Origin of the sequence: Streptococcus sp. HF-2466 (assembly GCF_015594645.1) — a bacterium.
Lineage (GTDB): Bacteria > Bacillota > Bacilli > Lactobacillales > Streptococcaceae > Streptococcus > Streptococcus anginosus.
This window is the reverse complement of sequence record NZ_JADNQU010000008.1, coordinates 1-22,523: the sequence shown is the minus strand read 5'-3', so window position 1 is coordinate 22,523 and position 22,523 is coordinate 1. Positions and strand designations below refer to the sequence as shown.

Sequence of the window (22,523 nt, the reverse complement as noted above, 5' to 3'; positions counted from 1 at the left end):
AAACGGTGTCAATAGTTTGTTATGTTTTTTTATGTTATTTTTTGTTTGACAATATTTGCATGAGATGTTATGATGTTGTTGTGAAATAAAAAAAGGAGGTATAACAATGAAAGTTATACTAGGTACAGACCGTGATGGTTTTGAGTTAAAAAATAAAGTAAAAACTCATTTACTCCAACTTGGTTATGACATTAAAGATCTCAACGAACAAGAAGGTGCTGCTGATTTTGTCGACTCGGCAGACGCTCTTATTGAAGAATTACGAAAAGATGATACTGCCCGTGGTATTTTGTTTGATCGCTTTGCAGTTGGTTCTTATATGGTTGCGAATAAACACCGTGGCATCATTTGTGCTGCTGTTTCAGATGAGCATTCTGCCATGATGACCATTCGCCACAATTCTACACGCATTATCACTCTCGGTGCAGCTATTCTCGGTGAAGAATTGGCAAACGCCTGTGCAGAAGCTTATTTAAAAGCTGACTATGATGCTGGACGCCACCAAGTTCGCATTGATATGCTTAATAAATTATGTTAAAGGGTAGGAGGAAAAATTATGAAAATCGCTCTTGGCTGTGACCATATCGTAACAGATACAAAAATGAAAATTTCTGAACATTTAAAAGACCTCGGTCATGAAGTCATTGATGTCGGAACCTATGACTTTCACCGGACTCATTACCCAATCTTTGGTCGTCTGATTGCAGAAAATGTTGTTTCAGGAAAAGCTGATCTTGGAATTGCCCTTTGTGGTACAGGAGTCGGTATCTCTGCTTCTGCTGACAAAGTTCCTGGTACTCGTGTAGCTCTTGTTGGTGACGTTCTAACCGCACGCTATGCAAAGAAAGAACTCAATGCAAATATCATCGCTTTTGGTGGACGTATTCTTGGTCAAAATCTTATTCATAATATCGTTGATGTCTTTCTTGAAACAGAGTACGAACCAACTGAAGCCAACAAACGATTGATTGAAAAAATCGATAATAGCATTGAAGTTAGCCCTGAAATCGCTAAAAATGACCATATTTTCGATGAAGAAAATGCTAAATGGGCTCGCGGTGAATACCACGACTAAAAACTCAATACTCAGAAAAACAGGCTCAGTCTAATATGGACAAAGCCTGTTTTTTAATAGGATGTGTCAATACTGCACGAAAGATACAAAATCACCTGCTCCTCTATGAACAGGTGATTAAAATATTAACTATAAAACATTTGTATATGATTTATACTTCTCCTTGACCTTTGGTGAGATATGATCATCTGTGATTACTGCATCTAAATCATCCAACTGATAGAAACAATAGAAAGAATAGCTGTCAAATTTGCTATTATCCGCCACAATGTACTTTTCAATCGCATTGTTCAAGATAATGGCATTGCCATTTCCTTCTTCTTCATTGGCAGTTGTGACATTATGACCGTCAATTCCATTGACACCAATAAATGCTTTAGAAACTTTGATTTCTTTCAATAATTTATTAGCAAATTGTCCGACAAACGTTTGTGTCTTCACCCGATAACGACCGCCAATCAGGATAATATCACAATTGGGATTATCTTTTAATTTTTCAAAAATAGGAAGCGAATTTGTCACAATACTCACACTTTTATCAGCCAAATAATCTCCGATAAAATCCGTCGTTGTTCCCGAACCGATAAAAACTGTATCACCAGAAAAAATCAAATTGGCACATTTTTGAGCAATTATTCGTTTTTCTTCAATATTTAACATCGTTTTTTCAGTATGGGAGGCTTCATTCAAGCCATTTTTTACTTTTTTGTGAGCTCCTCCATGAACACGAGTCAACAAGCCTTGCTTTTCCAAATCAATCAAATCACGACGTATCGTCATATCTGTTACATCTAGTAACTCTTTTAATTTCTTGACAGAAACCACTCCTTGCTGATCCAATTCTTGGAGAATCACTCTATGCCGTCCTTCTTTCATTTTATCTCCTTTCTAGTTTTATATAATTTTATTCCTCAAATATATTATACAACAATTTATTCATTTTGAAAAATTAAAAACAATATTTTTTTGATTTTTGTAAAATATTGTTTGACTTTGTTTTATTTGTATTCTATAATTAAACTATACAAAACAAAAGGAGTCTAAAGATGACAACAAAACAAGAAAAATTAAAACGTTTATGTGATAAAAACGGAATTATCGGCGCTTTGGCTATTGACCAACGAGGGGCTTTGCGTCGTATGCTTGGTGAAGATACTCCAGTTGAACAATTGGAAACCTTTAAAGTGCTAGTTTCGAAATACTTAACAAAATACGCTTCTTCTATCCTTCTTGATCCAGAGTTAGGTTGGAAAGCGGCGGAAGCTCGTGATAAAAACGCTGGATTATTAGTTGCCTATGAAAAAACAGGTTATGACAAAACTGTTCCCGGTCGCTATCCTGACCTCGTCGAAAATGTCTCCGTCCAACGTCTCAAAGCAAACGGTGCTGATGCTGTGAAAGTCTTACTCTATATAGATATTGACGAAGGTAGAGCAGTCAATGACGTCAAAGAAGCCTTTATCGAACGGATTGCTTCTGAATGTAAAGCAGAAGACATGCCATTTTTCCTTGAGTTGGTTTCTTATGATGCCAAGGTGACAGATGAAAAGGAAAATGCCAAACTCAAACCTCGCAAAGTCATTGAAGCAATGAAGCTTTACTCACAAGAACGATTTGGCGTAGATGTTCTCAAAGTTGAAGTTCCAGTCAATATGAAATATGTTGAAGGATTCGCAGAAAATGAAGTTCTTTACACCAAAGAAGAAGCTGCTGCCTTCTACAAAGAACAAAGTGATGCAACTTCTCTTCCATTTATTTTCTTATCTGCTGGAGTATCCGCACAGCTTTTCCAAGATACACTTCGCTTTGCTAAGGAATCCGGCTCAACTTTCAACGGTGTCCTTTGTGGCCGTGCAACTTGGGCTGGTGCTACCAAAGCCTATCAAGAAGGTGGCGAAGCTGCTACAATTAAATGGCTTGAAACAATAGGTAAACAAAATATTGTTGAATTAGATGCCGTTCTCCAAGAGACTGCTACGCCTATGGTATTTAAATAACTTTGTATCTCCTTATAAAAACATAAAAAGACGAATCGCTATTCGCCTTTTTATTATTGTATAATTACTTATCACCTTTATTACGGATGACAAAACCTGTTTTCTTCTCACTTGAAGTATTGCGAGGTTTTTTGTGATCTTTGCGGTAACGCTTTTCTTTGTCAAAGCGATCGTGGCGACCACTCTTTTTGTAATTGTCACGCCCATTAGTACGGTCACGACGATCATTACTACGACACCCATTTTTGCTATTACGATTGCCTTTATTAGCTCCCGAAACATACTTAAATGGTAATGGCTTTTCACGCGCGATTTCTACTTCTGGTAGAGTGTCTGGATCTTGTACGGTTAAGGTCAATATATATAAAGCCAATTCTTCTGGTGTAAATTCAGTTGCCAACTTGCGAGCGTCTTTGCCAAACTTTTCAAATTGGTTGCGAATGTTTTCATCCGCAAAATCTCGCTCAATCTTTTTAAGTGCAACTTTTTTCTTAGCTTGAAAGGCTTCTTCTGCAGTGGCTGGTTTCATGCCTTTCATACGTTTTTTGGTCAAACTTTCAATGATTTGAAGATAACCCATTTCATTTGGTGCAACAAATGTAATGGACTGACCAGATTTTCCAGCACGACCTGTCCGCCCAATACGGTGTACATAACTTTCTGGGTCTTGTGGAATGTCATAATTGTAAACATGTGTAACACCAGAAATATCCAAACCACGCGCAGCAACGTCCGTCGCAACAAGAACATCTAAATTTCCGTTTTTAAAGTCGCGAAGAACACGGAGACGTTTTCCTTGGTCTAAATCGCCATGAATCCCCTCTGCACGGAAACCACGGATTTTAAGTCCACGAGTCAATTCATCAACTCGGCGTTTGGTACGCCCAAAAACGATAGAAAGTTCTGGTTGTTCCACATCCATGAGACGTGTCATGGTATCAAATTTTTCATTTTCTTTTACACGGATATAATATTGATCCACCAACTCCGTTGTCAATTCTTTTGCTGCAATTTTGACATGTGTTGGCTCTTTCATAAACTTCACGCCAATCTGCTTGATAGCATCTGGCATAGTAGCTGAAAAGAGAAGGGTCTGACGCTCTTCCGGCACACGTGAGATGATTGCTTCAATGTCTTCTAAGAAACCCATATTGAGCATTTCATCCGCTTCATCTAAAATGAGCGTTTCTACATGATTGAGTTTCAGTGCTTTGCGCTTAATGAGGTCTAATAAACGTCCTGGAGTTCCAACAACAATGTGCGCACCTGAACGGAGAGCCTTGATTTGCTTTTCAATGCTGGATCCGCCATAAACAGAACGGACTTTCACACCTTTGCTTCGACCAAAGCGGAAGAGTTCCTCTTGACTTTGAACAGCCAATTCACGAGTTGGTGCAATGACTAAAGCCTGAACAATAGGATTTTCTGTGTTAATTTTTTCAAGAGTCGGAAAACCAAAAGCGGCTGTCTTTCCTGTACCAGTCTGAGCTTGTCCAATCACATCTTTTCCTGCCATAGCAAGCGGGATTGTTTGTTCTTGGATTGGGCTGGCTTCCACAAAGCCCGCTTTGTCAATTTCTGCTAACAATTCAGCAGATAAATGTAATTCATTAAATTTCAATTTTTTCTTCTTTCTAAAAAGGCAGTGCGAAGCTACCTTATAAAACATAGTTATTTGCAACCTATCTAGTATAACACAAAGAATGATAAAAAGATAGGTTTTATTTTTTACTTCCACGCCGTACGCATGAAGAAAATGCATGTAACCCTTTTTTCCGGAATACATACATTTTTCAAAAAAATTTTCAAACAGATTTACCAATTAAAACTAAATACATTCATTTTGAATGAATTATAGCATAAATTATATTTAAAAAGTGATATTTATCGTGAAAACACGCTAATTGAAAACGATAATTTCTTCATGCACTTGGCGTGTTTTACTTTTTATTGGCTAGCCATTTTAAAGCTTTGGTCAATACAACCCACAGAACGAGACTAATAACGACAATATAAATCCAAGCATTTTTATCATTAGACAATGGAAGTGGCACATTCATGCCAAAGAATCCCGTAATAACTGCAAGGACTGCTAAAAGGACTGAAATGATTGTTAAAACGGTCAAATTATCATTCAGATTGTTGTTCAAAATATTGTTGTAAGAACCTGACAATTGACTGAGAACTTGAGAAATCAAGTCTGTCATTGCTACTAATTGGCGAGCTTCAATCATGACATCGTCAAACTGCTCTTTTTCAATCTCATCTAAATGGCGATAAATTGCATGTCCTTTAATGTGCTCTAACAGCATACGATTTTGCTTTGCAGCTGCTACCAAATAGACTATGGAAGTTTCTAAGTCTGCTAAAGCAAAGAGATTTTTCTTGGTGGTCGTTTTGTGCAATAACTGATTGATATGATCCTTTGTCTCATCCATTTTTTCGATAACAGGATAATAAGAATTGCACACTAATTCTAAACTAGCAAATAGAAATTTGTACACTGTCACAGGTTCATGATGTTCAATATAGTTTTTCATCATATCTACAACATAAGTATTTGCTAGATTGCTGACTGTTAAGAGTTTATCTTTCTGTACAATAAAGGTCATAGGAATAGTTTCATAATAGTCCTTATCCCTTTTTAAGTTTAATACATTGAAAATAAAAACGACTGTTCCTGTTTCACGATTGTAATCCATGTGCGCTCGTTCATTTTTATCTAACGCGTACTCAATCGTTTCTTCATCAATATTGTATTCCTTATAAGAATCTGGATGTTGACTTAAAATATCTGCATCTAAGTTTATCCAAGACATTCCATTTTTCAACTCTTTTTCAATAAACACCCTTTTCTCCTTTCTTGACTTTAAATAATCTAAAGGATTGAGAAAAACGCTCAATCCTTCATCAATCGTTATTGTACTTCTTTATCTAATGCTTGATATGCTAACAAACGAACTCACTTAACCCAGTTCTGTTTCAAAAATCATTATGATAAAACTCCAACAATAGCATAGTTTTTAAGTGAATCACTTCGTTAATATGCCGTGGTAAGTCTCACATTTTCTTTAACTGAGTTCAAACTAAATCCTCGGAAAATAGATAAAGTTTCCTATTTTTCCTAGCGTTACGACACAGAGTCAGACGAATCGATTTTATTCGTCTGACGAAGTTAGTAAGGCAGTTAGCTAGTCCCCCTACAGTGGCTAGCGTCCAACAATTAGGAACCTTCAGTTCCAATTGTTGGTACTGAGTTACGACACGAAGTCGAACAATTCGATTTTACTTATTCGACACAGTTAGTAGGCCGTTTAGGCAGACCGCACATAGTGGCTGCCGTCCAATGACAGTAACTTCAGTTACTAGTCATTGGCAACGTCTTACATTTTCTCTAACTGAGTTCGAGCTAAATCCTCGGAAAATAGATAAATCCTCCTAGAAGCAATCGCTTCTTCGTCAGATTTTCTAATTTTCTGTCGGATTTTTACCGCTCTCACATCTTCTCTTCCAACTTGACATCTGGATATTTATCGGCAAACCAGCGCAAGGCAAAGTCATTTTCAAAGAGAAAGACAGGCTGGTCAAAGCGGTCCTTGGCTAAAATATTGCGGCTGGAAGACATACGCTCGTCCAGATCATCTGGTGAAATCCAGCGGACAGTCTTTTTGCCCATGGGTGTCATGACTACTTCGGCATTGTATTCATTTTCCATGCGGTGCTTGAAGACTTCAAACTGAAGCTGACCGACAGCCCCCAGCATGTATTCACCGGTCTGGTAGTTGGTGTAGAGCTGAATGGCTCCTTCTTGGACCAATTGCTCAATTCCTTTGTGGAAGGACTTTTGCTTCATGACATTTTTAGCTGCAACCTTCATGAAAATTTCTGGGGTAAAAGTTGGCAGGGGTTCAAACTCAAACTTATTTTTACCAACTGTCAAAGTATCACCAACTTGATAAGTCCCTGTATCGTAAACCCCAATGATATCACCGGCCACCGCATTTTCTACATTTTCACGTGATTCTGCCATAAACTGGGTGACATTTGAGAGTTTGACAGTTTTTTTGATACGGGTCAGATTTACACTCATACCGCGCTCAAATTCGCCCGATACGATGCGGACAAAAGCAATGCGATCACGGTGTCTTGGATCCATATTGGCTTGGATTTTAAAGACAAATCCTGAAAAATCCTTATCCAGCGGACTGATTTCCTGATTATCTGTGGTTTTGTGTCCATGAGGCTCTGGTGCAAACTCCAAGAAAGTGTCAAGAAAAGTCTGCACTCCAAAGTTAGTTAGGGCTGAACCAAAGAAGACAGGGGTTAATTCCCCATTAAAAATAGCTTCCTGTGAAAATTCATTTCCCGCTTCCTGTAGGAGTTCAATATCCTCTAAAACCTGAGCATAAAATGGATTGTTGCCAAATATTTTTTCTCCTTCTTCGATGCTGGCAAAGCGCTCATCACCTTTACAGAGCTCCAGTCGCTGATTGTGCAAATCATAGAGACCTTCAAAGGATTTCCCCATCCCAATTGGCCAATTCATCGGATAGCTGGCAATGCCAAGCACTTCTTCTAGTTCTTCCAGCAAATCAAGGGGGTCACGCCCGTCGCGGTCCAGTTTATTGATAAACGTAAAGACTGGGATATTGCGATGTTTGACCACTTCAAATAGTTTTTTAGTCTGGGCTTCAATCCCTTTGGCAGAGTCCACCACCATGACTGCTGCATCCACAGCCATGAGGGTGCGGTAGGTATCTTCTGAAAAATCTTCGTGCCCAGGCGTATCAAGAATATTGACCCGTTTTCCGGCATAGTCAAACTGCATGACAGAAGAGGTCACTGAAATCCCCCGCTGCTTCTCAATATCCATCCAGTCAGATTTGGCAAAGTTCCCGGTCTTCTTACCCTTGACCGTACCCGCTTCACGAATCTCGCCTCCAAAGTAGAGTAATTGCTCTGTGATAGTTGTCTTACCAGCATCTGGGTGAGAGATAATCGCAAAAGTTCGGCGTTTTTTTATTTCATCTTGAATCGTCATTATGTCCTCTTTTTCTTTTTTATACTTTTTCTTTCGATTTCTGTGAAAACTCTTATTACATTGGACTGCTCCTAACTCGTTTCAACCTACCTATTATAGCGGATTTAAAGGATTTTTTCAATTGCTTAGAACATATAAAGAAGCTGGGGCAAAAGACTCAGCTTCCTTTGTTTGTATAGTCATAATTATAAGACGCAGTTTCTTGATATAAGAGACTACATTTTAGAATCTCACAATCACACTAGCAAAGAGAAAAATTACTAATATCATGATTAAAACCAGTAAATAGATAATCCGTTGTTTCCTCATTTGAAGTTCTTCTTTTTCTTTTGCCGTCATGGAAAAAATAGCCTTGTTTCGGTTTAATAAGTATAAAATCAAGCCTTCTCCCCGTTGACCGCCAGCTGCCAAAACTCCCCAGAACTTAGGATGTTTCATCCCACGAACCGCAGCGTCTAATTCGACTAGTTTAAACAATTGATACACAAACAGCCCATTTGTTACGACGAGTAAACCAATCAAGGTCAATAGATACCAAGTCATGATAGAACCTCCTATATTTTACGAATAATCTGCACCAAGATATAACCTGTGGTGCCAACCACCAGCGCCACCGACAACAAGGTCAGCAGATAACTCTTAGAGATTGGAGTGACAAAAATAAAGAAAAGGAACAAAAGACAAATATTACATATAAAGGCCAATAAAATCTTTTGGTTGCTCTTTACAACGTTCGTCGAATTTTCTAAGTGCTGAATCATGCGCTCATCTCCTTTCAGCAATTCATCCAAGCTAACCTGGTATAAATCACTTAACTGCAAAACATATAAAATATCCGGATAAAATTTTTCTGTTTCCCAATTTGAAATGGTTTGTCTAGATACATTTAATTTTTCTGCGACATTTTCTTGTGTCAAGCCCCTCATCTGACGTGCTTCTTTTAACTTTCTTCCAATTTCCATTATCTCACTCCTATCTTTCTACTTTTATTTTACTATTTTCGTTTATAAAATCTAGCAAAATTTTTTTACATTGAGAAAAAACAATAGAAAATCCTGCCAAATAAATTTGACAGAGGATATAATGGTTGAGATTTTAAACCGGTTTTGATTGCCTCTTCCATCGCCTTTTAAAATATTCATCAAAAAGAAGCAAAGCGGTGGCCAGAACCAATGAGACAAGTACGTAGTTCACCCAGATTCGGTCTCCCTTTATAAGCGGGGGATGAGTCATCAATCCATAATTTCCACCAGTGACGGCATTGACACCAACTAAAAACAAATCCAAGGCAAAAGTGTAGCCTACAATCACATACTTCTTCAAAAGCTGCTGGTCATAGTGGTTGATAAGATAAACCAGCGAATTAATCAAGAGGCAGTAATGCCCCAGAAGAAATGAAAAACTAGTGATATGCGGAAAATCATAGGGGTCAAAAACTGGATAACCAATGGCAAAAATCGCCCCGCTGACACCTAAAAGAGCAAAATACTGTTTGCTTCGGCATTTATCTGGCAGCAGCAACATGGCAAACATGGCTAAGCGGCAATGATAAAAAGGCAGATTATTTGCAAATGAAATATGGAAACCAAAATACCAAGAATAAAGTATAACTAATTGAAAAGCTTGTAAATATTTAAAAGTTTTCTGATACAGTGGGGTTTGCGCATAGCGAACTGAAATATAAATGAGGAACAAGAGAATTCCTATCATCGTCACATAGCCCATAGCAGAAATGGGAGGCGGTGCTGTCTTTTGAGTCGTTAAAAAATCATTCAGCATAGCTTAATTTTCCTGTCTTACTGTTTCTCCTTGTTCTCGTCTAATTTGTTTAAAGATCAGAGAAACCACGAAAATTGCTAAAATCAAGATCAATGAAACAAAAATATAGTTAGCAATCATTCCATGACTTCCAACTAAAGGTGGTACTTTCAAAAATCCATAATTTCCACCACTCACCAAATTTACAAATAGTAATAAAAGATTCATACTAAAGCTAATCTCTCCAATTCGCCGTAAACTCAATAACTCGCTATCATAATGATTCAGCAAATATGTGAGAGAATTTCCCAAAAGAGCATAGTGACCAATTAAATAGGAGACTAAAGTGATGTGAGGAAAAGCAAATGGGTCAAATAAAGGATAGACCAATGCACAAATAGGTCCAAATACTCCTAAAAGCGCAAAATACTGTTTATAGGTTGAAGAATCAGGCAGTAGCAAAACAGCAAACATCGCCAATCTGCAATGATAAAAAGGAAGTGATTCAGAAATTGGTGACAAGGTCACAATATACCAGCCATAAAGCACTAAAATTTGTAAACCTTGTACAGCTTTCAAAAAGTTCTGATAGCGCCTGTTTTTATGATATTTTACAGCACTATACATGACATAAATGATTCCTAAAAACATCATTCCATACCAAAATGGAGTTAATTGAGGGGCCTCCGTTTTATGACTTGTAAAAAATTCTTGTAGATTCATCTCCTACTCAACCATCCTATTACTTAATTCTTTGATAACACTCAGCTTTCTTGTTGTGGCGACAATACCTAACTTCTTTTCAAGAAAATTATTATTTAACTTCTTTTTTTTGGCATCTCTTGGTAAATACATATAAAGGCAAGCAGTTCCAACTGCAAATATTTCGTCCATAAAGTTCATTACTTGCAGTTCTGCCAATTGCTCCGTTGAAATGTAATTGTTTGTAAAAACGAGATGAATCCGTGACGAATCCAACTCCTCAGAAAAGAGATTTCCTAAAATAGCCCTTTCTAAATCGGACTTTTCTTTTACGATAATGGATAAATTTGCACCAATGCTTTCCAATATCACCCGATGCATGTGTTGTGCTAATTCTTCAGCTGGTAGGCTTGTTTCGCAAATCACATTGCCTGATTGAATATAACTTGAAACATTATCTAAACCAGATTGTTCCAACATTTGAACCAAATCACTCATCTTAGGGATCCGATTTGGTCCTGTTGGCATCACACCACGAAGGAGGGCAAGATACTGTACTTTATTTGTTACCCTTCATTCTCCAATTCCTCCACTAAACTAGCTAAGTTCATAGAGTTACTTCCTTTTATCAGCAATTGGTCCGTTGGTTTGAGTGCTTCTTTAACAGCCTTTACTAAGTCAGAAAATTGATCTTTTTCAGCATTTTTTACAAAATAATGGGCTTTTCCAGGCGGGAAAATTTCCTTAGCATAGGCAAATAGAGCAGCCATGTCCTCTCCATAAAGGAAAATTTCTGAGAGAATTTCTGGATTTAGGCTGGTTATCATGGCACCATGCATTTGTTTAGAATCAACCCCCAATTCTTTCATATCAGCTAAAACTGCCAGTTTCCGACCTTTTTCATTAAACGGAATCGTTGAAAATGTCTCTAAAATCAATCGCATAGCGGTTGGATTGGCATTGTAAACATCTGAAAGGATATCCGCACCATTTTTAGCTTTCTTCCACTCGGTGCGATTTCGTGTTAATTCAAGCGTGGCAAATGCTTTTTGGATCTTATCTTGTGTTACTCCTTCTTTCAATGCCACATAAGCTGCAATCATGGCATTTGTTGCATTGTATTTCCCAGTTACTGGAAGGTCAATGGCGTTATCTAAGAAATTGGTTTCAAAAGTCAAACTATCTTTTCGTTCTTCTAATTTCGTTAGGAAAATATCTTCGTCTGGACCAAAACGGACTACATTTTGCTGGCTCGGTAGAAAATCATTGATAATCTTGTCCGCTGGAACAACCAAAAGAGTCCCGTCTTTCATGCCGTCGGCAATTTGCATTTTTCCTTTTGCAATTTCATGACGACTTTTAAAGAATTCTAAATGCGCTTCGCCAATCAGCGTCACAATACCTACTTTTGGCTGCGCAATTGTGGACAGAAGGTGAATATCCCCCATGTGATCTTGTCCCATTTCCAAAACCAATTTTTCGGTGTCATCTGGCATGTGTAAAACCGTATAAGGAAGACCAATTTCATTATTGTAGTTTCCTTGCGTTTTATAAGTCTTGTAAGTTGTTGACAAGAGGTGAGCCAGCATATCTTTGGTCGTCGTCTTACCGTTAGAACCCGTAACTGCAAAGACATCTACCTTCATTTTTTCCAGATAATACTGTGCCAAACGCTGCAACGCTGCCAATACATCATCAACTAAAATATAAGGATAGTCGCCCAATTTTTTTTCTGACAAGGTTGCCACAGCACCATTTTCAAATGCCGTCACAATAAAATCGTGCCCGTCACGTGCTCCTTTAAGAGGAACAAACAAGTCTCCCTCTCCAATCAATCGACTGTCAAATTCTGCCTTTCCAAATGTACAATCTGGAAATTGATGAACATCATTTTGTGCTTTCAATACAGAAGCTACTTCATAGAACGTTAATTGCATTTTTTCACCTATATGTCTTAAATTTCTCTAACTCTCTCATTATACCACAGAATAACCTACTTTTACACACACTCGCCAAAGACATACTAAAACAATAGAAAAAAGAACCTTTCGGCTCTTTCAATCTTGTCTTACAACAAATGCTCTTCATGTTTTGCAAATGTTTCTTGCGCTAAGAGAACTAATTTCTCAATCAAATCTGTATAAGAAATGCCCATATTTTCCCAAAGCAACGGATACATCGACCATTGAGTGAAACCTGGCATCGTGTTTAACTCATTAAGGAAAATCTCGCCCTTATCAGTATAAAAGAAATCGCAGCGAGCTAAACCAACACCGCCAATAGCATGGAATGCTTTTTCAGCATATTGCCGCATAGTGGCAATGACATCTTCAGAGAGTTTTGCAGGAATATCCATGGTGATTTTGTTGTCAATGTACTTGGCTTCGTAGTCATAGAAAGCAACATCTTTCACTACCTCACCTGGCAAACTGCTTTTGGCTCCTTCATTTCCAAGTAAACCAACTTCAATTTCACGCGCATTGACACCTTGCTCAATCAAGACACGGCTATCATATTTGAAAGCCAATTCAAGAGCAGAGCGCAATTCATCTTGATTTTCAGACTTAGAAATGCCGACACTAGATCCCATATTTGACGGTTTTGTAAAAACTGGATAAGTCAGATTGGCTTCTACTGCTGCAATCTTTTCGTCTATATTTTCCCCTTCAATCACTGCTACATAGGGAACTTGCGGAATGCCAGCAGAAGCTAACACTCGTTTTGTCGTGATTTTGTCCATAGCAACACTAGAAGAAAGGATATTGCAACCCACATAAGGCATTTTCAACACTTCAAGAAATCCTTGGATAGACCCGTCCTCTCCCATTGGACCATGAAGAACGGGGAACACAACCGCCCCTTCTTCGTAAATATCACTCGGCTTCATTTTTTGACTCTCAATGACGGTATCATTTGTCATCAATTTTTCATCATCAGCAGGTTTGCTTGAAAATTCTTGCGTCTTGATAAAGTCACCCGCTTGTGTGATAAAATAAGTCTTCACAAAGAATTTATCATAGTCAATCGCACGCATGACACTCTCCGCTGATAAGACAGAGACCTTTCGTTCGGCACTGCGACCACCGTAAAGGAGAATAATTTGTTGTTTTGCCATTTTTATACCTAACCTTCTTATCTTAAAAGAAATCTACAAATTTAATCGCTTTTTAGTATATCATATTTTAGATTGTTTTTGAATAGAAAAAGAGCTTCCATTTTCTTTTAAAGGAAAGCTCTATTTTCTTTTTTACAATTCCGTGCGATTCTCAATAGCCCGAAGCAGCGTCACTTCGTCTGCATATTCAATATCAGAACCAACTGCTAATCCACGAGCCAGGCGGGTTACCTTGATACCAGCTGGCTTTAACACCCTCGAGATATACATGGAAGTCGCTTCCCCATCTGCTGTCGCATTGGTTGCCACAATTACCTCTGTTACCTCACTATCCATCAACCGTGTAATGAGACTTTTCAGATTGATGTCGTCTGGTCCAATACCATTCATAGGAGAAATCAATCCCTGCAAAACATGGTACAAACCATGGTATTCTTGAATATTTTCCATAGCAGATACATCTCGGCTATCTTCTACAACCAAAATAGTAGATTGATCCCGTGTCTCATCGGTGCAGATAGCACAAGGATTATCATCCGTTAGATTACCACAAATAGAACAATAGGTCAGCTCACGTTTCGCTGCAAGCAAATTTTTAGCAAATTCATTGACATCATCATCACTCATACCAATGGTATAAAACGCCAAACGCGTTGCTGTTTTTATGCCAATTCCTGGTAATTTTGAAAAGCTATCAATCAATTTTGCAATCGGTGTTGGATAAAGCATAGTATCCTTTCTAATTCATTGGATGCTGTTGATGATACAAGTTAATAATATCACGAGTTATACTATGGCTAACGGTTGACGATAAGTTTGTATTGTGCGGGAACACAACTGCCACTGCAATCTGCGGGTTGTTACTTGGCGCATAAGCCACTACATTCGTATTAATGGCTTTCTTTCCACCTGCAAAGGTTTCTGCCGTCCCTGTTTTGGCGCTAATCGGCACTGCTTCACCTTGTGACAAAGTACGCCCTGTGGTAAAGCCACTTGTTCCATGAACTACCTGATAAAAACCTTGTCGAATCAAATCCATATTCTCTTTTGAAATATCAACTTTATTCAGCTCTTTGGTTGACTTGGATTCAATCAGCTTTCCAAGCCCGCCCGTCTCATTATTGTCATAAATTCCTTCTACTAAGTGCGGTGCAATACGAGTACCGCCATTAGCTACCGTTGCAGCATATTGCGCCAACTGCATTGGAGTATAGTTATCAAACTGCCCAAAAGCATTGGTTAAGTAGTTCGCAAACGTATATTTTTTAGGTGTGTAACCTTCTGATTCACTTGGCAAATCAATTCCTGTAGATGCTCCCAAGCCATATTGAGCAAAGGCTTTACGCAATTTGTCCATAGAGGAGTTCAAATTCGTCAAATCAATTGCCATATTGGGCGTATAAGGCGTTCCCATCATATTTAAAGCTAGCTGAACCATATAAGTATTGGATGAATATTCTAGTGCCTCTAAAGCCGTAATTTGGCGAGCCCCATATTGTGTGAACCAAGAAGTGATGGCAGAGGAATCTCCAAAAGAAATCGGTTGATCTGTCAGAACTTGGTTACCTGTGATAGCTCCAGATTCCCAGCCAGCTGTTAAAGTAGCTCCTTTCACCACAGAACCCGGCACAAAGTTGTTCATAATCGTTCCAAGAGAGTCTGTTGTTAGTTCGCCTGTATTGGTATCGTGCTTCAGACCAGCCATGGCTAAAATAGCACCCGTTTTAGGATTCATCGCAACAGCATATACGCCTTCAGAATATGTCGCATTTCCGCTCGCTAATTCCGCACTAAAATACTTTCTCAAAATGTCTTCTACACCGTTCTGAAAAGCTAAATCTGTTGTTAATTTTAGATTATTTCCCTTACTACCATTGAAAATATTTTTCACGCTTTCCATATTTCCATTTTTATCAAGATTGATTTCTTTGACTGCGCGTTTTCCTTGAAGTGTAGACTCATATTGTTTTTCCAAATAACTCGTCCCAACACGATCATTAAGGGAATAGCCTTTTTTCAAATAAGTATCCACTTCTTCTGCGGGCAGCCCTGCCTTTTCACTTGAAACACTTCCGATGATAGAAGCCAAAGAAGTATCCAACACTTTCCTGTCCCAGCTGGTGGTAATACTGATACCAGACAGTTCTTTCGAGCTAGAGGCGATTGTCGCAATCTGATCAGCTGATAAATCATCCGTACGAATATTTCCCGTCTCAAAATTAGAAATAGCATTCATCTGACTAAACAAATAAATAGCTTTTTTATCTTCATCTGAGTAGTTTAACTTTGCTACATCAACATTCTTAACGGCATTATTATAAATCTGAGACTCTGCCAAACGATTTCCATCTGTACCATATTTTTTATTTTTAGGCAGCTGATTAACGACCTTCTTATAAACCTCGCTGTCTGCCAAATAATAATCTACTTGTTGACGCTCAGTAACGTCTGCGTTGGAAATAGAAACCAATGGAAGCAATTTTTGAGCAATTTCTTTAATCTTTGCAGCCGTCATTTTGTTGCTACGTGTGAAAGAAACGACTTGCTTGGTTGTATTCTCAACCAACGGTTTCCCACTCGCATCATAAATCTGCCCCCGAACCGAGCTGGTCGTCACCTTAGTCTTACTAGCTGTCGCTAATTTTTTTGTATAAAAATCTCTATGGACAACCTGCATATAGCCCAAACGCACAATCAGACTCATAAACAGTAAAATCACAATTCCAAATAATAAATTCAAACGTCGTGGGATTGAATGGCTATTAAATGTTCTTTTTTTCTTAGACATGGTTTCTCTCATTCTAGTCAAAATGCTATCTTTTATTGTACCATAAATCCACCTAAATGAAGTCGTGGAAAATGGAAAACATTGATAAAAAATACAGCTAAAAAACGAAAGCTTTGCATGATATTAAAAAGCCCTGCTTACGCAGAGCCTCTTAATATTATATTGGACTTATTTTCCAAGATAGTATTCTTTCACCAGATTCAATTTTTCATCAAATTCAAATACAAGTGGTGGGAAGTTAGGAATTTCCACATTCATGATTTCGTCATCTGACAATTTTTTGATGTGTTTTACAAGGGCACGAATAGAATTACCATGTGCACCTACGAATACATTTTTACCGTCTTTCAAAGCTGGAGCGATTTTATCTTCCCAGAATGGAAGAGCGCGTTCCAAGGTTACTTTCAAGTTTTCTGCATCTGGAATAACTGAGTCATCAAGATTTGCATAACGACGGTCAGTGTGTGCTGAATATTGATCATCTTTTGCCATAGCTGGTGGCAATACATCATAAGAACGACGCCAAATATGAACTTGTTCGTCACCCCATTTTTCAGCTGCTTCAGCTTTGTTTTGACCTGTCAAACCACCATAGTGACGTTCATTCAAACGCCATGACTTTTCAACTGGCACCCAAAGTTGACCTGCCGCTTCAAGGGCAAGATTTGTTGTTTTGATAGCGCGTGTCAAAACAGATGTGTAAGCTTGGTCAAACTCAATACCAGCTTCTTTAATCAATTTACCAGCATCAATAGCTTGTTGCGTCCCTTTTTCAGACAAATCAACATCAGCCCAACCTGTAAAGAGGTTTGCTTTGTTCCATTCAGACTCACCGTGGCGAGCAAAAACTAATTTTACCATTAGAAATTCTCCTTTGATTTTTGAAAACTGTCTCACAGTCACTACTCTATTTTACAAAATTTTTTCAAAAAAATCCAGTATCAATGGGAGAATATTTGATTTTTGATAATTTACTTTATTCAAGCAATGTACATCAATTCCTTAACTATTTTTCGAGCACTCAGGGCAAATTCCGTACATCAAAACTTGTGTCTTTGTAATTTTATAACCCGTTTGTTCTTCGGCTTCGCGCTTCAAATCAGGTATATCTACATCTTCAAAGTCTGCAATTCGACCACATTTTTCACAGACAACATTCAGATGTTCATGCCCCATAAAATCAAAATAGGTTGTCTTATCATGGCTAATCTTAATTTCTTCTACAAAACCCTCTTCCACCAAAACTTTGAGATTGTTATAAACTGTTGCTAAACTCATATTAGGAAAGTCAGGAAGTAAATCATGATAAATTGCTTCCGCACTTGGGTGTTCATGCGTCCGAATCATATAGGCAATGATTGCCTTTCTAGTCTCTGTAATACGCACTCCCTTTGTTTTCAATCGTTGAATAACGTTTTCATAATCACCTTGAACTGTGGTTTCTAAATAAGGATGTGAGTTCATTTCCTACCTGCTCATGATTTTTTCCTTTATTATATCATGAAAATAGAAAAATGCATATTTAGAATGATTGTAAATAAACTCAAATGATAACATTGTTCTCCTTGTCTGCACTTTTACAAGAAAAAAGCCTATTGTATAACGCCGAAACGTTGGTACAATAAGCTTTTTAAAGTTTCATTATTTAACAGCGTCTTTTCAATATTAATATTTTCCGTTAATTTTATATAGTAGAAATTCTTTTTATATAAGGAGTTATAAATAGCAAACCTATTTAAATTTATTTAATAAGTCCGAGTAAGTTTTGGACTTATGCCCCAGTTTTGCCCCAACAGGGCTTTCTGGATTCTTTGGGGCATAAAAATTAACCTGTGATTTCTTTTACGCTATTATACCACTTTCCGGCCACGAAAAAAAGCCCTCTGGATTTTCCAAAGGGCTCTACTTATCTTATTTTATCCTATAAGTTACGCCCGCATAGATTAGATCACCAGACAATCCATTGAGCGCTTGAATATTCTCTACTGTTGTACCGTATTGAGCAGCCATGCCAGAGAGCGTGTCGCCCCATTGCGCAGTATGATAAGACACATCTTGAGGTGCTGATTGGCCTTGTCCCGTCACTTTTAGGATTTGGCCAACATAGATGTAGTTAGGATTGCTAATGCCATTTAGAGCCGCTAATCGTTGGTAAGTTGTGCCGTATTTAGCCGCAATTCCAGAGAGCGTATCGCCCGATTGTACTGTATATGAGCCGGCACTTGAACCGGCCGGGGCTTGAGGTTGGCTGGTGGTAGTAGAGATAATCTCTGCATTTCGTTTGTAAATCCAAGAGTTAATGCCTGCTAACAACACCTTATCACCGCTCACCTCTGCTACTTGATAAGACCGACCTTTAACCCAATCAGGAATCCCTTCTCCTGTCGCCCAGTTGGTAGCCGAGAAATTAACCTTGACTGTGTCGCCGACTTTAATATCGCTTTTCGATGTGTTATCAGCTTTTTCGCCCTCTTTAATCGCTGGCGTTTGTGTTTTAGGTGTATTCTTACGACCATAACCGTTATCTGTGATACCAGTCAAATCCACGTTACCGTCAAGTCCGCCTGCAATGTAAGTTGAGGTGAATTGGAATATTGCAATTCCTGGGAGTGACGGGAAAAAGTTGTAGTTTGGTGATGGGGTCACGTTGTAATCTGGATAAGCTCCAATCCACAAAGAATTTGGAAATTCGGCTAAAATCCGATTATAATCAACGTGATCAAGCGTGTAAGGCTTGTAGGAGTAGTACATAGGCGTGTAACCCGCTGCCTTAATCATACGCATCCCATGCAAAATTGCGTTTGTGTTGGCTTCTTTGCTAGCGCTCGCTCCGCTCTCATAGTCCAGAGCTACAATTGACCCTTTTGGTGTTTGTACCTGCGGCAAGAAGGTTTTAAGTACTTGCTCACCCAAAGCAGCATTGCCGCCCACCTCGTACCAAACATAAGTATGAGCACGTTTACCCTGTGCGATAGCACTTGCCACTTGTGTTTCGTAAGTTGACTGTCCGTACATACCATAGGCATTGATACCGCCAATTTGGATAATAGCAAACTTGTCATGCCCGTATCCAAAGATACCACTTGTCCCTTGATAGACAGACCAGTCCACGCCTTGATCTCCTACCGCTGCTTGTGCAGCAGTAGGAAGCATGAAACCAAGTACGATTGTAACAAGAGCTAAAAGCTGCTTAATTTTCTTTTTCTGTGTCATCCGCTGTGTCTCCTTTTTTATTTTTAAAAGCCAATTCGTAATAGCCGATAGCAGATAAGCCGGCAATTAGCCCGCCCCAACCATACGCAGCATAATCACCATGTGCAATTGTTGCGGCGTACGCAAGACCTACAATAATCCCCAAACCGAGAGCTAACGTAGATACTTGTTTTCCGTTTAGATTGAATTGCGTCTTAACGACATTTACAATTGCTGAAATGATGGGGGCAATAATCCCCGCTGTGATTAAAATTTGTTGCATCTTATTTCTCCTTTTCAATTTTGCTTTCGAGCTTGTCAATTTGCTCATCAAGGTAATTCGTTCTTTCTTCCAAGCGATAGGTTCGCTCTACTACACTATTGTGCTTTTCCACTTTCTTTTCTAATTCCTGAATCCGAAAAGTAGTTATCTTAGCACTAGTAATAATCCCGCCAAATGTTCCGATTAAGGAAGCACTAATTGTCACGACCGCATTTATGACGTCTGGTGCCATACACTACTCCTTCTTAGCAGGGGCATCCCAGATTGGTTCACCCGCTTCGTCAAATTTCATGATATAAAATGCTTTATCAAACATATTTGTAAAGCGGAAAGTCGTAATTGAATTGTTATATCGGTCAAACGCCCAAACAAGCGGTACTTCCACCAATTTACGTTTGCCGCCCACAATTGCGGGGCGTTTTTGCGTTTCTTTGTAAATGTAGTAATCTTCTACATCGTTTTTAAAACGGATAAACTCGCCGTTTTCGTCCATATATCTAAGAGCCGTCTGCAAATCAAACGGCTCTATAATTGTGTCAACATTTAAAAGTTCTGTCATTTCTTTTCTCCTTTTATTCTTATATAAGTTTTCCATTTGGTATATTTCCGACAATTGGAAAATCATCAACAGTCGTATACGTGACGGTTCCTGTCCATACACGATTGCCTGACTTATTATTCGTGTAGTTGATTGTTCCGTCTGGTTCAAGATGGACAACACAAGTAGCATCGATTGTCGCATTGAAGTTACCAGTTAGTGTCAAATGTACTTGTGAGATTGGCTTGAAGCCGTCAGGAATCCTCTCATTTGCTCGTGCGTTTTCAACCACGCTTGCAATATTCTTGATGACCCTTGTTACAGAAATCGTCACAAGATTACCTATACGGACGAATGTCGCACCAATACCCCACATTAAGTTAGAAGTCGCTTGCAGTCTCACTTTTTGCAAAATAGCGTCAATGCTTAGCAATGAGTAAGAGTTTGAATAACCCAAACTCCAAGAACCCGTCCCACTCTGCATTTGGGTATTATTGACTTTTTGAAACTCTATCACTTCGGGAGAAATGCGCATTGTATAAGTCAATCGGTCTGCTGCATCATAAGCATTCATCAGGAAGCCGTTTGGAAGCATCATGATTTCTTCTTTTGGAATATGAGAGCGAGCTCCTGCGGTGTTGTGATTAGTAATTTTGATATTATCGCCAATCTTAATTTCTCCATAAGTTCCAGCGGTTCGGTATTCGTTGATAATTTCACCAGCTTTAACCTTACCTAAATTCGAAGCTAAAGCACTCAACTCTTTGATATTTAGCTTATCAGCTGTGATTGCACCATTGACAATCATGTCACCCTTAATCTTTAACAGCTTAGCGATGATTTCCACCCATTCAGGATTCTGAGAAATCATGCTGGCCAACGTTTGACCGTTGACTGTTTTCTCAGAGCTAGAGACCAAGCCGTTCTCGTCAATCTTGATTTGGTTCTTCTTGACGGTGTTATTGCTTAACTCTTGTACTGACTGCGTGATTTGGTTTGCTCGTTGGTCAAACGTAGTCTGTGAGACCTTACTGCCGACCTCTTGCTTAACTGCCGCAAGCTGACCGTCCACGCCCTGCTTGTATTCTGCAAGCTTAGTGTTTGTATAGCTTTTGCTATCCTCTACCGCTGGCGCCCAACTTGACGGGATTACGTTTGATAGCGTGAGCAATGGCTCCGCTATTTTATAGTGTCCGTTTTGCGTTATATACAGATAAAAGTAATCCACGCCTTCAAAATTAACGTCACTATTAAACGTGTGCAGAAATTCAACAATGTGCCATTTGTTCCGAGGTAAGTCTTCCAAACTTTTTGAAACATAACCTATATTTTTAGGGTGGTTTTTTAATAAAAGCATTAAGCCTGCATTTATAGGAACGTCAGAAAAAATGTAAATAGGCATTCTGACAGCGATTGTGTCGCCTTTCTTAAATGCAAGCGTTAGCGCATTTAAGGTAATACCCTTCCACGCATTCTTAGTTTGACCCGTCACAGTTACCTCAATTGAGTTGTGACCGTTATAGTCATTTTGATTGAGTTTAATCGTAGGATTATTAACGTTGTTAATGTCTGAAATTTTATTAAACTCTGTGTTTAAGAGTAAGTTACTAGTTCCTGTCCGCAACTCCTCAAACCGCCGATTCATGCCTCTTACATCTTCCGTATACTGGCTTTTGCCAACGTAATTTTCAGCTGTTTTAATTCGTTCAGCTTCTATCTGCTTAGCAGTTTCTTCTCTGCTGTATTTTTCCAGCTCATCCCTACGTTTGCCATCGTCGGCCACGTAGTTTTTAACTGCAACCATGTCTGTTTTTAGACCTTCCGCAGTTTTTTCTAATGTGGTTTTGGCAACGGTTATTTGCTCATCGACATCTTCTGGTGCTGGGCTCCAATCAGTCTTGATAGTCCCTTGCTCGACTTTGACTTCCCAAACTTTTTTTCGAGCGTCTTTATGATAAGTATTCACTCGCAAATGATAAGTACCTGTCGGTTTATTCCAAGTAAAGACTGTTCCTGTCGTCCCTGTATTGCTAT

22 protein-coding genes and 1 pseudogene are annotated in these 22,523 nt (G+C 38.7%); 3 read left to right on the top strand and 20 right to left on the bottom strand.

From position 1 onward, the window contains the following. Positions 1-106: 106 nt before the first annotated feature. The gene (gene lacA, locus IYQ91_RS07105) at positions 107-538 is read left to right on the top strand and encodes a galactose-6-phosphate isomerase subunit LacA (RefSeq protein ID WP_022526652.1); all 432 of its coding nucleotides are present in this window, start codon (positions 107-109) and stop codon (positions 536-538) included. 18 nt (positions 539-556) lie between these two features. Continuing rightward, complete coding sequence (lacB, locus tag IYQ91_RS07100; protein WP_003035857.1) at positions 557-1,075, top strand: galactose-6-phosphate isomerase subunit LacB; 519 nt, start codon at positions 557-559, stop codon at positions 1,073-1,075. A 129-nt stretch (positions 1,076-1,204) separates the two neighbouring features. Here lacB and IYQ91_RS07095 read toward each other — a convergent pair whose 3' ends face one another. Then, positions 1,205-1,951, bottom strand: coding sequence for a DeoR/GlpR family DNA-binding transcription regulator (locus IYQ91_RS07095; protein ID WP_003036175.1), 747 nt, complete (start codon positions 1,949-1,951; stop codon positions 1,205-1,207). Positions 1,952-2,121: 170 nt separating this feature from the next. Between IYQ91_RS07095 and lacD the strand changes: the two genes are divergently transcribed. Then, on the top strand, positions 2,122-3,072 hold the full coding sequence (lacD, locus tag IYQ91_RS07090; RefSeq protein ID WP_195673454.1) for a tagatose-bisphosphate aldolase: 951 nt from the start codon (positions 2,122-2,124) through the stop codon (positions 3,070-3,072). 64 nt (positions 3,073-3,136) lie between these two features. On the opposite strand, the gene IYQ91_RS07085 is transcribed toward lacD, so the two are convergent. The 19 genes and pseudogenes from IYQ91_RS07085 to IYQ91_RS06995 all read right to left on the bottom strand — a co-directional run. After that, a complete protein-coding gene (locus IYQ91_RS07085; protein ID WP_195673453.1) occupies positions 3,137-4,693 on the bottom strand; it encodes a DEAD/DEAH box helicase in 1,557 nt (518 codons plus the stop codon). Positions 4,694-5,012: 319 nt separating this feature from the next. Continuing rightward, positions 5,013-5,921, bottom strand: coding sequence for a magnesium transporter CorA family protein (locus tag IYQ91_RS07080; RefSeq protein WP_195673452.1), 909 nt, complete (start codon positions 5,919-5,921; stop codon positions 5,013-5,015). Positions 5,922-6,568: 647 nt separating this feature from the next. Further along, positions 6,569-8,113, bottom strand: a complete 1,545-nt coding sequence (locus IYQ91_RS07075) for a peptide chain release factor 3 (RefSeq protein ID WP_195673451.1) — start codon at positions 8,111-8,113, stop codon at positions 6,569-6,571. 222 nt (positions 8,114-8,335) lie between these two features. Next, positions 8,336-8,656 (bottom strand): hypothetical protein, encoded by a 321-nt coding sequence (locus tag IYQ91_RS07070; RefSeq protein WP_195673450.1) that lies wholly within the window; start codon positions 8,654-8,656, stop codon positions 8,336-8,338. Positions 8,657-8,667: 11 nt separating this feature from the next. Further along, positions 8,668-9,075: a helix-turn-helix transcriptional regulator gene (locus tag IYQ91_RS07065; RefSeq protein ID WP_195673449.1), complete on the bottom strand. Its 408-nt coding sequence runs from the start codon at positions 9,073-9,075 to the stop codon at positions 8,668-8,670. 133 nt (positions 9,076-9,208) lie between these two features. After that, positions 9,209-9,889, bottom strand: coding sequence for a TIGR02206 family membrane protein (locus IYQ91_RS07060; RefSeq protein WP_195673494.1), 681 nt, complete (start codon positions 9,887-9,889; stop codon positions 9,209-9,211). Between the two features lie 6 nt (positions 9,890-9,895). After that, on the bottom strand, positions 9,896-10,594 hold the full coding sequence (locus IYQ91_RS07055) for a TIGR02206 family membrane protein (RefSeq protein ID WP_003023748.1): 699 nt from the start codon (positions 10,592-10,594) through the stop codon (positions 9,896-9,898). Between the two features lie 3 nt (positions 10,595-10,597). After that, on the bottom strand, positions 10,598-11,101 hold the full coding sequence (locus tag IYQ91_RS07050; protein WP_195673448.1) for a DUF1697 domain-containing protein: 504 nt from the start codon (positions 11,099-11,101) through the stop codon (positions 10,598-10,600). Between the two features lie 38 nt (positions 11,102-11,139). After that, the gene (locus IYQ91_RS07045) at positions 11,140-12,510 is read right to left on the bottom strand and encodes a UDP-N-acetylmuramoyl-tripeptide--D-alanyl-D-alanine ligase (RefSeq protein ID WP_195673447.1); all 1,371 of its coding nucleotides are present in this window, start codon (positions 12,508-12,510) and stop codon (positions 11,140-11,142) included. A gap of 131 nt (positions 12,511-12,641) precedes the next feature. Next, complete coding sequence (locus IYQ91_RS07040; RefSeq protein WP_195673446.1) at positions 12,642-13,688, bottom strand: D-alanine--D-alanine ligase; 1,047 nt, start codon at positions 13,686-13,688, stop codon at positions 12,642-12,644. A 132-nt stretch (positions 13,689-13,820) separates the two neighbouring features. After that, positions 13,821-14,417, bottom strand: coding sequence for a recombination mediator RecR (gene recR / locus IYQ91_RS07035; protein ID WP_003023742.1), 597 nt, complete (start codon positions 14,415-14,417; stop codon positions 13,821-13,823). A gap of 10 nt (positions 14,418-14,427) precedes the next feature. Then, complete coding sequence (gene pbp2b / locus IYQ91_RS07030; RefSeq protein WP_195673493.1) at positions 14,428-16,488, bottom strand: penicillin-binding protein PBP2B; 2,061 nt, start codon at positions 16,486-16,488, stop codon at positions 14,428-14,430. A gap of 156 nt (positions 16,489-16,644) precedes the next feature. Beyond that, complete coding sequence (locus IYQ91_RS07025) at positions 16,645-17,337, bottom strand: phosphoglycerate mutase (protein WP_003023729.1); 693 nt, start codon at positions 17,335-17,337, stop codon at positions 16,645-16,647. Positions 17,338-17,478: 141 nt separating this feature from the next. After that, the gene (locus IYQ91_RS07020) at positions 17,479-17,940 is read right to left on the bottom strand and encodes a Fur family transcriptional regulator (protein WP_003031404.1); all 462 of its coding nucleotides are present in this window, start codon (positions 17,938-17,940) and stop codon (positions 17,479-17,481) included. Positions 17,941-18,387: 447 nt separating this feature from the next. Beyond that, positions 18,388-19,689 carry a LysM peptidoglycan-binding domain-containing protein gene (locus tag IYQ91_RS07015; RefSeq protein ID WP_195673445.1) on the bottom strand — a complete coding sequence of 434 codons (1,302 nt, stop codon included), beginning with the start codon at positions 19,687-19,689 and terminating at the stop codon, positions 18,388-18,390. Further along, positions 19,667-19,951 carry a hypothetical protein gene (locus tag IYQ91_RS07010; RefSeq protein ID WP_022524852.1) on the bottom strand — a complete coding sequence of 95 codons (285 nt, stop codon included), beginning with the start codon at positions 19,949-19,951 and terminating at the stop codon, positions 19,667-19,669. Before IYQ91_RS07010 ends, IYQ91_RS07015 begins: the two co-directional genes overlap by 23 nt. Position 19,952: 1 nt before the next feature. Then, on the bottom strand, positions 19,953-20,183 hold the full coding sequence (locus IYQ91_RS07005) for a hypothetical protein (RefSeq protein ID WP_022524853.1): 231 nt from the start codon (positions 20,181-20,183) through the stop codon (positions 19,953-19,955). Positions 20,184-20,186: 3 nt separating this feature from the next. Then, complete coding sequence (locus tag IYQ91_RS07000; protein ID WP_195673444.1) at positions 20,187-20,510, bottom strand: hypothetical protein; 324 nt, start codon at positions 20,508-20,510, stop codon at positions 20,187-20,189. A gap of 19 nt (positions 20,511-20,529) precedes the next feature. Continuing rightward, a pseudogene (locus IYQ91_RS06995) lies at positions 20,530-22,523 on the bottom strand (hypothetical protein); the annotation flags it as partial.